Origin of the sequence: Serratia sp. AXJ-M (genome assembly GCF_046531865.1) — a bacterium.
GTDB lineage: Bacteria > Pseudomonadota > Gammaproteobacteria > Enterobacterales > Enterobacteriaceae > Serratia > Serratia liquefaciens.
This window is the reverse complement of sequence record NZ_CP059394.1, coordinates 1,199,043-1,211,006: the sequence shown is the minus strand read 5'-3', so window position 1 is coordinate 1,211,006 and position 11,964 is coordinate 1,199,043. Positions and strand designations below refer to the sequence as shown.

The 11,964-nt window shown below is 54.7% G+C and carries 14 protein-coding genes; 9 read left to right on the top strand and 5 right to left on the bottom strand.

Translation table 11 applies throughout. The features are described 5' to 3' along the window. The first annotated feature begins 153 nt into the window (after window positions 1–153). Genes H0S68_RS05635 through H0S68_RS05615 form a run of 5 tightly spaced genes read left to right on the top strand, consistent with a single transcriptional unit; the run spans window position 154 to window position 4,753 of the window. A complete protein-coding gene (locus tag H0S68_RS05635; protein WP_020825604.1) occupies window positions 154–1,479 on the top strand; it encodes an LLM class flavin-dependent oxidoreductase in 1,326 nt (441 codons plus the stop codon). Between the two features lie 29 nt (window positions 1,480–1,508). Further along, on the top strand, window positions 1,509–2,441 hold the full coding sequence (locus H0S68_RS05630) for an ABC transporter substrate-binding protein (RefSeq protein WP_410529223.1): 933 nt from the start codon (window positions 1,509–1,511) through the stop codon (window positions 2,439–2,441). A gap of 10 nt (window positions 2,442–2,451) precedes the next feature. Next, on the top strand, window positions 2,452–2,979 hold the full coding sequence (locus H0S68_RS05625) for a GNAT family N-acetyltransferase (protein ID WP_020825602.1): 528 nt from the start codon (window positions 2,452–2,454) through the stop codon (window positions 2,977–2,979). Between the two features lie 49 nt (window positions 2,980–3,028). After that, window positions 3,029–3,916 (top strand): amino acid ABC transporter permease, encoded by an 888-nt coding sequence (locus tag H0S68_RS05620; protein ID WP_020825601.1) that lies wholly within the window; start codon window positions 3,029–3,031, stop codon window positions 3,914–3,916. A 9-nt stretch (window positions 3,917–3,925) separates the two neighbouring features. Next, the gene (locus H0S68_RS05615) at window positions 3,926–4,753 is read left to right on the top strand and encodes an amino acid ABC transporter ATP-binding protein (protein ID WP_020825600.1); all 828 of its coding nucleotides are present in this window, start codon (window positions 3,926–3,928) and stop codon (window positions 4,751–4,753) included. 30 nt (window positions 4,754–4,783) lie between these two features. Here H0S68_RS05615 and H0S68_RS05610 read toward each other — a convergent pair whose 3' ends face one another. Then, window positions 4,784–5,293: a VOC family protein gene (locus H0S68_RS05610; RefSeq protein WP_020825599.1), complete on the bottom strand. Its 510-nt coding sequence runs from the start codon at window positions 5,291–5,293 to the stop codon at window positions 4,784–4,786. Window positions 5,294–5,459: 166 nt separating this feature from the next. On the opposite strand from H0S68_RS05610, the gene H0S68_RS05605 reads away from it, so the two are divergent. Beyond that, the gene (locus H0S68_RS05605; protein ID WP_410529448.1) at window positions 5,460–5,939 is read left to right on the top strand and encodes a cold-shock protein; all 480 of its coding nucleotides are present in this window, start codon (window positions 5,460–5,462) and stop codon (window positions 5,937–5,939) included. Window positions 5,940–6,026: 87 nt separating this feature from the next. Continuing rightward, window positions 6,027–6,188 (top strand): YnfU family zinc-binding protein, encoded by a 162-nt coding sequence (locus H0S68_RS05600; RefSeq protein ID WP_020825597.1) that lies wholly within the window; start codon window positions 6,027–6,029, stop codon window positions 6,186–6,188. A gap of 5 nt (window positions 6,189–6,193) precedes the next feature. On the opposite strand, the gene H0S68_RS05595 is transcribed toward H0S68_RS05600, so the two are convergent. From H0S68_RS05595 to H0S68_RS05585, 3 genes are all read right to left on the bottom strand, one after another. Further along, window positions 6,194–7,642 carry a GGDEF domain-containing protein gene (locus H0S68_RS05595; protein ID WP_116691177.1) on the bottom strand — a complete coding sequence of 483 codons (1,449 nt, stop codon included), beginning with the start codon at window positions 7,640–7,642 and terminating at the stop codon, window positions 6,194–6,196. Window positions 7,643–8,304: 662 nt separating this feature from the next. Beyond that, entirely contained in the window at window positions 8,305–8,856 is a 552-nt protein-coding gene (locus tag H0S68_RS05590; protein ID WP_020825595.1) for a flavodoxin family protein, read from the bottom strand. Window positions 8,857–9,004: 148 nt separating this feature from the next. Then, window positions 9,005–9,898, bottom strand: coding sequence for a LysR family transcriptional regulator (locus tag H0S68_RS05585; RefSeq protein ID WP_410529222.1), 894 nt, complete (start codon window positions 9,896–9,898; stop codon window positions 9,005–9,007). A 96-nt stretch (window positions 9,899–9,994) separates the two neighbouring features. Here H0S68_RS05585 and H0S68_RS05580 point away from each other — a divergent pair, with 96 nt between their 5' ends. Then, window positions 9,995–11,056 (top strand): aldo/keto reductase, encoded by a 1,062-nt coding sequence (locus tag H0S68_RS05580; RefSeq protein ID WP_198639720.1) that lies wholly within the window; start codon window positions 9,995–9,997, stop codon window positions 11,054–11,056. 315 nt (window positions 11,057–11,371) lie between these two features. Continuing rightward, a complete protein-coding gene (locus H0S68_RS05575; protein ID WP_217330903.1) occupies window positions 11,372–11,533 on the top strand; it encodes a YnfU family zinc-binding protein in 162 nt (53 codons plus the stop codon). Between the two features lie 84 nt (window positions 11,534–11,617). On the opposite strand, the gene H0S68_RS05570 is transcribed toward H0S68_RS05575, so the two are convergent. Then, window positions 11,618–11,761, bottom strand: a complete 144-nt coding sequence (locus tag H0S68_RS05570; protein WP_165366286.1) for a hypothetical protein — start codon at window positions 11,759–11,761, stop codon at window positions 11,618–11,620. Between the last annotated feature and the right edge of the window lie 203 nt (window positions 11,762–11,964).

Below are 11,964 nucleotides of genomic sequence, written 5' to 3'. Positions count from 1 at the left end.
TATTCTGCGCTGCGATTTATTATTTCCCTCACCGTTATATTTGCTATTTTCAACATTTGAATATGCTGTTTTGTTGTTTTACATCCTGATGACGCTAATCAATAGTGGAGCTCTAAAGAGAGCGCCACACCGGCATTTAACAGGGTGAAAGCAATGAGCAACAGTGCGAATAATCAACGGCAATTACGTCTTGGCGCCATTTTGCATGGCGCGTCGGGAAATATGTCTGCCTGGCGGCATCCGGATGCCACCGCCGACGCCAGTATTAATCTCGATTTTAATATTGCCACGGCGAAAAAAGCCGAACAGGGTAAATTGGATTTCGTGTTTGTTGCCGACGGCTTATATATCAATGAGAAGTCCATCCCGCACTTTCTCAATCGTTTTGAACCGCTAACCCTGCTTGCCGCCCTGTCCGCAGCGACCGACAAAATCGGCCTGGTGGGCACATTATCCACCTCCTACAGCGATCCTTTTACCGTGGCTCGCCAGTTCGCCAGCCTCGATCACCTGAGTAAAGGCCGGGCGGGCTGGAACGTTGTCACCTCGCCACTGGAAGGATCCGCGAAAAATTTCTCGCGCGCCGAACATCCGGAACACAGCTTGCGTTACCGCATTGCCAGCGAATACCTCGACGTAACCAAAGGGCTGTGGGACTCGTGGGAAGCCGACGCCTTCGTGCGCAACAAGCAGAGCGGCGAATTTTTCAGTGCCGGAAAACTGCATACCCTGAACCATCAGGGAGAGTTCTTCTCTGTTCAGGGGCCACTGAATATTGGCCGTACGCCGCAGGGCCGTCCGATCCTGTTCCAGGCGGGCGCTTCGGAAGACGGCAAGCAATTGGCGGCCAAACACGCCGATGCCATCTTCACTCATCATGAATCGCAACAACAGGCGCAAGCATTTTATCAGGACGTCAAAAAACAGTTGGTGGAACAAGGGCGCGAACCGGATGACCTGCGGATCTTCCAGGGCGTCAGCGTGATCGTCGGTGACGATAATGAAGACGTGGAGCGTCAGTATTGGGAAACCGCGCGCCTGGTCAGCATCGAAAATGCGCTCAATTATCTGGGCCGCTACTTTGAGCACTATGACTTTTCGCGTCACCCGCTGGATGAACCCTTCCCAGACATTGGCGACCTGGGGCAAAACAGCTTTCGCAGCACCACCGACGCCATCAAACGCAACGCCCGTGAGCGCAATCTGACGCTGCGTGAAGTGGCGCTGGAGGCGGCCTCACCACGTCCGGTATTCGGCGGTACGCCGGAAGCGGTGGCCGACGGCCTGCAAAACTGGTTCGACACCCAGGCCGCCGACGGTTTCATCATCAGCGGCGGTACGCCAAATTCATTCAGCCACTTTGTCGACCGCGTAGTGCCCATTTTGCAACAACGCGGCCTGTTCCGCAGTGATTACAACGGCGACACGCTGCGCGATCACCTTGGCCTGAAGCAGCCACTGAACCAATTTACCCAATAACAATAATATTATTTTCAGGGATAGCTGCTATGCGAAATACCTTTACCGTCACCGCCGTTGCCGCACTCCTGGCTTCGTTAAGCCTGGCCGGCACGGCGCTGGCAGCCGGCACCGGCATCGATTTAAAAGCCAATGAAACCCGCATTCATGTGGCTAAAAACTCGCAGGCGATCGCCAAACTGCCGCAAGGTTTCCATTTCGTGCAACCGGGCAAGTTCACCGTGGCGATTGCCGCGCTCAATACCCCGCCGCTGGCGCTGTTCGCCTCGGACAATAAAACGTTGATTGGCAGCGAATCCGACATCGCACAGTTGGTCGCCGACAGTCTGGGCCTGGAACTGAACGTGGTGCAAACCTCGTGGGAAGACTGGCCGCTGGGCGTCGCCTCTGGCAAATACGACGCCGCCATCACCAACGTCACCGTGACCAAAGAGCGTAAGACACGCTTTGATTTCGCCACCTATCGCATCGATTCCCTCGGCTTCTACGTGAAATCGGGCGGCAAGATCACTTCGATTAAAGAGGCCAAAGACATCGCCGGGTTGAAGATCATCGTCGGCTCAGGCACCAACCAGGAAGCCATTCTGCTGGACTGGGACAAACAGAACCAACAACAAGGGCTGAAACCGCTGCAGCCTGTCTACGTCACCGATGATGCCGCCGCCACGCTGGCTCTCCAGTCCGGCCGCGCCGACGCTTATTTCGGTCCCAATGTGATGGGTGCCTACAAGGCTGCGCTCAATGGCCGTACCAAACTGGCGGGCACGGTAGACGGCGGCTGGCCAAAAGTGGCGCACATTGCCGTCACCACCAAAAAAGGCAATGGCCTGGTGTACGCAGTGAACGAAGCGCTGAACGGGGTGATCCAGGGTGGGCAATACGATCAGGTATTGAATCGTTGGGGTGAGAGCGTCGAACGCATTCCGCACTCGGAGATCAACCCACAGGGCTTGGGCGATTAGGAGCATACAGATGGCAAATGACGTTTTTATCCAAACGCTGCCGGACGATCCGCTGATCGAACCGGTGATCGCAGGGTTGTTCGACGAGTACCGCCGACGCTACGGCAACTATTTTGGTGACCAGGAGCAGGAAACGCTGGATCTGTACGCCCCACCACAGGGTGCCTTTATCGTGCTGCTGCGGGCCGGAGAGCCCATCGCCATGGGCGCTTTCAAACGCTACGATCCGCAAACTGCCGAGCTCAAGCGTATCTGGACCCGAACAGACCTGCGCCGACAGGGGCTGGCGCAGCGGGTATTGCAACAGTTGGAAACGCTGGCGCTGGAACAGGGTTATCGTCAGCTCTATCTGACCACCGGCTTTCGCCAGCCGGAGGCCGTGGGCCTGTATTTGAGCAACGGCTATCAGCCACAGTTCGATCCCAGCGTCGACAGTGAGGTCTACAGCCGCCCGCCCTACGACGGCCGACTGCCGTTTCGCAAAAACCTGACAACAGCGGACGCACTCTGTTGTGCGCCGGAAAGGAAGATTGCCTAGGGGGCAGCCCCCTTCTTAACCCTTTTTTATCTGTTTCAGGAGATCTGCAATGTCCAAACAAGAAGTGTTAAAAGTGGTTCCCGCACGCTACCCGCTACGGCTGGTGGGCGCGCTGTTTTCAGTCTTTATTCTGGCGGCCATCGTCCAGTCGGTGGCGGCTAACGAACGTTGGGAATGGGGCGTATTCGCCGAGTGGTTCTTTGCACCGGCGGTGCTGTCGGGGTTGGGGCAGACCCTGCTGCTGACGCTGCTTGGCACCCTGTTCAGCATCATCTTCGGCACCCTGCTGGCGCTGGCGCGGCTGTCACGCTCTTATCTGCTGGCCTCGCTGGCGTGGGGGTATATCTGGCTGTTCCGCTCACTGCCGCTGATTCTGGTGCTGATTATTTTGTATAACTTTTCATACCTGTACGATGCGATTTCGTTAGGTATTCCCTTTACTTCGGTGGTGTTCGCCAGCTATCCGACCATCGATATTCTCAGCCAGTTCTCCGTGGCGGTGCTGGGGCTGACGCTGGTGCAATCGGCCTATACCGCAGAAATCATCCGCGGCGGCATTCTCGGCGTGGAATACGGCCAGCATGAGGCCGCGGCGGCGCTTGGCCTGCCGGGTTATCGGCGCACCTTTCGTATCATTCTGCCGCAGGCGCTGCGCTCCATCGTTCCGACCGGTTTCAACGAAATCATCAGCCTGGCGAAAGGCACTTCCATCGTTTACGTATTGGCGCTGCCTGAGCTGTTTTACACCATTCAGGTGATCTATAACCGCACTCAGCAGGTGATCCCACTGCTGATGGTCGCCACGATTTGGTACCTGTTCATCACCACCGCACTGTCGGTCATTCAGTATTACATTGAGCGCTATTTCGCCCGGGGCGCGGTCCGCGAACTGCCGCCAACGCCATGGCAGAAACTGGCCGGCTGGTTAAAACGTTAGGAGGATCCCATGTCCGAAGCCATTGATTATTATGCCCTGCGCGAAGCGCCGGTGCGCAACATTGTCCCGGTACCGGCCCGCGGCCTGATTGAGATCAGCAACGTGAGCAAATATTTCGGCAAGCATAAAGCGCTGGACGACGTCAGCCTGACGCTGCAGCCGGGAACCGTCACGGTCATTCTTGGCCCCTCAGGTTCCGGCAAGTCCACCCTGCTGCGGGCCATCAATCATCTCGAGCGCGTCGACGAAGGTTTTATCCGTATCGACGGCGACTACGTCGGCTACCGACGCAAGGGTGACAAGCTGTATGAGCTGAAAGAAAACGCCATTCTCAAGCAGCGCATCAACGTTGGCTATGTGTTCCAGAACTTCAACCTGTTCCCTCACCTGACGGTCCTGGAAAACATCGTTGAAGCGCCGGTGGTACATAAGATTTATTCGCGAGCCCAGGCCAAAGAGGTCGCTTATCAACTGTTGGATACCGTCGGCCTGCGGCACAAGGCGGATGCCTACCCGCGTCACCTGTCCGGTGGTCAGCAACAGCGTATCGCCATTGCTCGTGCTCTGGCGCTGAATCCAAAGGTGATTTTGTTCGATGAACCGACTTCGGCGCTGGATCCGGAACTGGTTGGTGAAGTGTTAGACGTCATCAAAGGACTGGCGGATCTGGGAGTTACGCTGGTGGTGGTGACCCATGAAATTGGCTTTGCGCGCGAAGCGGCGGATCAGATTGTCTTTATGGTCGATGGGCAAATCGTCGAACAGGGGAATGCGCGACAGGTACTGAACCATCCGCAGCATCACCGCACCGTCAACTTTCTCAATAAGGTTCTGTAACTGCAGGGCGCCCAACGGCGCCCCGTTCTATCATGCCTGCGCGAAACGGCGTTTTTCGGCGACGAAATCCAGCGGTTTGATGCCGCGCTGGTTGCGATCTTCTTCTGTCTGCAACGCTGACGGAATAAACCAGGTCACTTCAAACAACAGTCCGTCTGGATCGTGACCGTAAATGCTCTTGTGCACGCCATGGTCTTCCTCCAGCCCAAGAATGCCCCGCTGCGCCAATTGATCGCGAATGCGCTCCAGTTCGTCCAGGCTATCGACTTCCCAGGCCAGATGATACAACCCGGCCGGAGGTTCGTTTTCCGCCGGCGGCTCACCGTTGGCGCGAAAAACACCGGCCCGCTGCTGCCCCAGGTTCTTGCTGAACAGCGCCAAATCGTGATCATTATCCGAATCGGCCGCCTGGGTAAACACCGCTTTATCGGGGCTGCCTGAAGGTTTGAGCTTGAATCCCAGCACCTGATGATAAAAGTCAGCGCTTTGCTGCACGTCACTGACATACAACACCGCGTGGTTAAGCCGTTTAATTCCCATCGATTTTCCCTTTCAGAAATGAATAAAGTCAGGCTGAAAATAGCATGCGGCCACCACGCGGCTAAATGCCGTTATCGCATTATCAAATGCCGGGCACGCAATCTGTCACTGCAAGGCATTCCGCGCTATCATAAGCACTGTATTGAACGACTTTATGAGAATGATGATGAACGGCAAGATAACGACTTTTTTTGAAGACAAAGGCTTCGGCTTTATTACCGATGAGAACGGGGAAAATCGTTATTTTCACGTGATTAAAGTGCAAAACCCGGAGCTGATTAAGAAAAACGCGGCGGTGACTTTCGAACCGACCAACAACACCAAAGGCCCGTCGGCATTTTCGGTCAAGGTGCTGGCGTCGAGCAAGTACATCATCATCGCCAACGAAAGAATCAAAATCACCAGCATCAAATCCTTTAATACTTTCACCAAGGAAGTGCCGGTGAAAGCGGACGTGGATAAAGAAAATACCGTGCTGTCGGTTGGCCTGCTGATGAACCGCATCCGCCCGCAGTCTGAGGACGCGTCCCAGACCATGCAAACGCTGCGCATGCTGACCATCACCACCTTCCAGAACGACACCCATACCTTCTCCGAGCACGAGATCGACATGGACGAAACGCTGAAAGTGCTTAAAAGCCTGTAATCCCTTTCCAGGCGTATAAAAAACATTCAAAGCAATTTGATATCACCTGTGTTAGCGTGGGTTTTCACCTGACACAGGCCATTTATTATGTCTGATACCAGCAGTGTTAAAGGTTTCATCAACCGCTCAACCCAAATCGCCTGCCCGAAATGCGCCTATGTGACGACTCAAAAGTGCTCGATGCTGCGGCAAAAAGTCATGCTGATCTGCCCAAACTGCGGCACCGAGTTTGAACCCAAGCAGAACTGACGCCTTTATTTAAACAGAATGTGGTCCACGCTGTTGCCACTGATCACATTAAACGACTCCACCCTGTTACGCCCCTGCGACTTGGCGCGATAAAGCGCGATATCTGCCATATTCATCAGCTGTTCCAGCGATTTCACCTCATTCATCGCCAGATTGGCGACGCCAACGCTGATAGTGATTTTTAGCGGGACCTTGCCACCAGGATACAACTCGGTTTTTTGCACCAATTGCCGTAAATGCTCCGCCAACGCCACACCCTGCGCCGCCAGCGCGCGCGGCAACATAATGGCAAACTCTTCACCGCCCAAACGCCCAAAAAGTTGATCGTGACGCAGTTCGCGCCTGACAATGTGTGCGAATGAAGCCAACACCTGATCGCCGGCCAAATGACCGTGGGTATCATTGATTTGTTTAAAGTGGTCAATATCGATCAACAGCAGCGACACCGCTTCTTTCGATTTATATTTGTGCTCCAGCATTTCACCGGCCTTACGTGTCAGTGCATTACGCGCCAAGACGCCCGTAAGGAAATCATGATTGGCACTGTGCTCCAGGCGCCGCAGCAGCTTACGGTTAACCGCGATTGAGCTGGAAAGGATCAGCGGCCCCATGACCAACATGGCAATGCCCAGACGGGCTGACATCAGCGTATCGAGGTAGGCATTATGGTTGTTCGGCGTTTCATACAGCATCAGGTTAGCCGAAATGCTGCTGATCTCGGTCATGCCGGTTAGCAATGTCAGCAGCGTCACGGTGAACAACTGATAGCGGACCGCGCACCACAGCAACGCAGGGATCGGAAAAGCAATCGCCCCCGGCCCGCCGATATACACGCTAAATACCAGTGAAAACAGCAGCGCCAATAGCGGCATACTGGCACGCAGCTGCCAATTGATCTGCAGGCGCAGCAGTTGTTTAAGCCGCGGGGCGGCCAGCAATACCGGCAGCAACAGCAGGTTGGTCGAGAACTGTTCGCTGAACCACGCCAGCCAGGCGATAATCGCCGTGTTGTTGTACAGGCTGTCATTGCGCAGTATCGACAGTGTCGATGCCACTGCCGCACCGCTCAGGCTGGCGGTGAACATATAGAGGATCGCCTGAGGTTTGCCCATTCGGCGCTGCGACTGCGGCAACAGCAGCATCACACCGTAACCGGTAGCAATCAGGGACATATTGCAGGCATTCAACCACAGCGCCAGCGACAGGCTTTCGCCGTTGGTCAAATCGGCGGCGATCATCCCCAGATAGGTGATCAACCACCCCGCAGGGCTGGCATAGGCCGGTTTGCGTAATAATAGACCGAGTAAAATCGCATTCACCGGCCAAAACAGAGAAAGCGAACCTATTGGACGTGTAAAAATACCCAGCAGGGACAGTAAATAGGCCAGCAGAAAAAGCGTGATCAACTGGATGGCGACCGGCAATCCCTGCTTGGCGTTTATTCTGGCGTTCATCGCCTTACCCATATATTTATAATCACCAGAGCAATTCTATGCATATTCCCTCGCCCGACATGATGAGGAAGACATAACAATCAGAGTTAAAATTAAAAAATACAGACAGATCAGCAACAAAGATAGATTCGTTTTTAATTAACAGAATGCTCTTAACGCCATCGCTCACCGGTATCCTGCAATGCGAAACGGATTTTCACCCGCCCGAAAATAATGTTCAAGGATATCTAACAGCATAGCGTAAACCATCACCGATGATCACAACGCCAAAACCATAATAATAAGATGGGTATTTTACCTACCGCTCAAGCCATGCTGCCGGTTATTATTTTCCGGTAAGACGCAACGAAGCGCTATTCATAAAAAAAGCCCGCGCAATGCGGGCTCGCTTGAAGAGCAGCTAATTGACAGTTACGACACGATCATTGCATGACCCTGTTGCCGCTCATTGTATCGCCGGAAGCTTAAGCCCACCTTAGCAACAAAAAACCCGGCCTAGGAACCGGGAATATTTGTACGAAATGCAGTGTTAGCCCAAGCAGGCTAATAACGCACACTAATTTACGCCCCAATTGTGTAGAAAAAATGAGCGCCTCAAAGTGTGCGTATGAATAAAAGCGTACCTGGCTAATCTCCCCCCTGCGCGTGCAAGGGGATAATGCTTAAGCCAATTTGGCGGCAAATGCCGCAACGCGCTGGCCGTACAGCGTAGCCGTTTCCAGATCGCCCGACAGCATTTCATCCACGCCGGCGTCTGCTGGGGTCTGCACCAGCAGACCAACGGACCCGCCGAGGTTGTTCACATCGGTACGTTGCGCCGCCTTGGTATTGGCCGGCATCAGCCCCAGACTGACCCACAGACCACCATGCTGAGAGGCCAGCGTTTGCAGCGCGATCAGCGTCACCTGCTTGTCGCCATTCAGGCTGGCGCTGTTAGTGAAGCCACCAAAAACCTTGTCCTGCCATTTGCGGGTAAACCAGGCTTTTGAACTGGCATCGGCGAATTTTTTGAACTGCCAGGACGGGCCCCCCATATAGGTCGGCGAACCAAAGATAATGGCATCCGCCTCATCCAGTTTTTGCCAGGCTTCATCGCTGATATTGCCTTCCTGATCGATAGCGATCAGTTCAGCTTCGGCACCTTGTGCAACCACGTTTGCCAAACGTTCGGTGTGGCCGTAGCCGGAGTGAAAAATTACCACTGTCTTCGCCATTAGAAACTCCCTGATTGTTACATAAGGGTGCCGATGGCACCCGGGGATACTCTGATCCAATCTAATCAACTGTCTCCGGGGTGAATACCAAATTTATCTGACAGAGTTATTCAAAAAAACCGGATGCTTATCAGCTCGCTCCTGGCCGTTAACCCTGCTGCCGGGCGAAATCAATAAACGCGCGCAGCGGCCGCGGCATTTGCCGATTAGCGGGATAATAAAGGTAAAATCCGGGAAAAGGCGGCGTCCAGGCCGTGAGCAACGAAAGCAACCGGCCGTCCCTCAGGGCCTCAGCCACCTGGCTCTCGAACAAGTAGGCAATCCCCAGCCCATCCATAGCAGCACGCACCAGAACCTGCGGTTCATCCACGATTAAGGGCCCCTCCACTGCAATCTCCAGCTTTTCGCCACCGCGCTCGAACTCCCAGCGATAGAGACTGCCGTTGGTCGGCCAGCGAGTATTTAGGCAACGATGCTGCCGTAGCGCCTCCGGCGTCTGTGGTACGCCGTAACGAGCCAGGTATGTCGGCGAGGCGACCACGCACATGCGTTGCTCGCCTCCCAGCGCAACCGCCACCATGTCTTTTTCCAGCCGCTCATGCAGACGTACGCCCGCGTCGAAACCGGCGGCAACAATATCCACCAGCCGATCGTCCACGCTTAGATCCACCACAATATCGGGATAATGTGCATTGAACGGCGCTAACAACGGGGCCAGATAATAAATCGCCGCCAAACCGGACGCGTTAAGGCGTAGCGTGCCCGCCGGTTGTAAACGCAGCGCAGCCGTCTGGGTGACGGCGGCCTCAATCTCCGCCAATGCTGGCGAAAGGCGCGCTAACAGCTGCTCCCCCGCTTGGGTGAGGGCCACGCTGCGAGTGGTGCGATTCAACAGCCGAACACCAAGCCGGGTCTCCAGATTACGCTGAGTCTGGCTGAGTGCGGAAGCGGACATACCCAGTTGCGCTGCGGCGCGGGCAAAACCGCCATGTTCCACAATGGCAGCAAAAGCGCGCAGCTCTGCAAAGTCACTTCCTCTCATTATGCCTCCTGCGCTTAATAATTCATGAAGATTATAGCGTATTCAGTCAGAGTATTGCGGGGCCTATTCTGGGGAAAAACCACAGAGGAATGTACGATGCATACATCACTGGCCCTAAACCACTACCGTCTACTGGGCCGTTCCGGCCTGCGCGTCTCGCCGCTGGCACTCGGCACCATGACCTTCGGCACCGACTGGGGCTGGGGGGCGGAACAGGCGGAGGCCCGCCGTTTGTTTGACGTTTACGTCGAGCGCGGCGGCAATTTCATCGATACCGCCAACCGCTACACCGAAGGCAGCGCCGAGCGTTTTGTCGGGGAGTTCGCCGCCGGACGCCGCGATCGGTTGGTAATCGCCACTAAATACACGCTGCCCATGCAACCTGATAATCCCAACTCCGGCGGCAACCATCGCAAGAGCATGGTGCGCTCAGTGGAAGACAGCCTGCAGCGCCTGAATACCGATTATATTGACCTGCTGTATCTGCACGCCTGGGACTTCACTACTCCGGTAGAAGAGAGCATGCGCGCCATGGATGACCTGGTGCGCGCCGGCAAGGTGCTGTACCTGGCCGTTTCGGATCTGCCCGCCTGGCAGGCCGCCAGAATGCAAACCCTGGCAGAGTTGCGCGGCTGGTCACCGCTGATTGGCCTGCAGATCGAATACAGCCTGCTGGAACGCACCGTAGAGCGTGAGCTGATCCCGATGGCACAGGAAATGGGCCTCGGTGTGATCCCTTGGTCACCGCTGTCCGGCGGTATCTTGAGCGGCAAATACAGCCGACGTGATTTGCAGCCCATGGGGGAAGAGAACGGGACAAGGCGCGCAATGGTACGCAATAAGGGCATGCTGACCGAACGCAATCTTGTGATTGCCGAACAGGTACAGGCGCTGGCCGACGAATCCGGCTTCAGCGCTTCGCAAGTGGCCCTGGCCTGGACGCTGCGTAACCCGGCGGTGACCGCCCCCATTATTGGCGCACGTACGCTGGCGCAATTGGAAGATAATCTGGGGGCATTAGACGTCCGGCTCACAGAAGAGCAATGGCAACGGCTGGAAACTGCCAGTGCCATCGAGCTCGGTTTCCCCCATGATTTTCTGGCGTTGCAGGCCACGCGCGACATTATGTTTGGCGGGCAAATGATTGAGCGCAGGTAAAAAAAATCCCGCACAAGGCGGGATAAACTTAACAGGGATGGGGTAATACACTACAGGGAATGGATAACACACAACATCATCGGGTAGCTGTTAAATTACCAGCCACAATGTATAGAACTGTCATGCCTGCGTAAGGTTGCTCCGACAGATGTAACCTCGGATGGAAATGTGACATTTTTACTGCGGCGCCGCTTGTTCATCGGCGCCAAAGTCCCGGCACCGCCCTCGCAGAAATGATTAATAAACAATCAATAAAGGGCTATTAACCCCGAGCAATGCTAAACTGAGGCTCCTTGCATCTACCCGGTGAAAGATATGTCTATCTTTGATGCCCTTAAGATGTTCAGCGACTCATCAGTAAAAGTGACCTGCCCGAAATGCGCTCACGTATCTGAACAAAACAGTCGCAAAATGCGTAAAAACATCACCATGATCTGCCCTAAATGCGGGCACTATTTCCTTCCTGACGAAAAATAGCCCCCTCTCATTGGCGATACTGTATACCGTAAGCAGCCGGCGCTATCGCGGCGGCACAAAGCGGTCTGGATGGGATGACGGCTGTTAACGGATTTCAATGCTGATATCGGGGTAGGCCTTCTCACCGTCGCTGAGATAATGGCCCAACGACCGATAGGCCAATACATAAAGCGCTGTAGCTGCGCACAGGCAAAATAGCGTTACCAGCAAGAATTTTGATTTACGCACGGTGAGATCCTAATGGGCATTTGGCTTTATTTTAACGCCGCAGCATAAACAAAAGCTCAATTGTTCACCGATCTGATCGCACATAAACAAAGCCCCAGCGCAGAGCCGGGGCTTCAATATCGAATTATTCAGATAAACGAATCAACCCGGTCCCCTCTTTCCCTCCACGGTGGAATAGCAAGACAGTTGAGCAATGCCGTTCG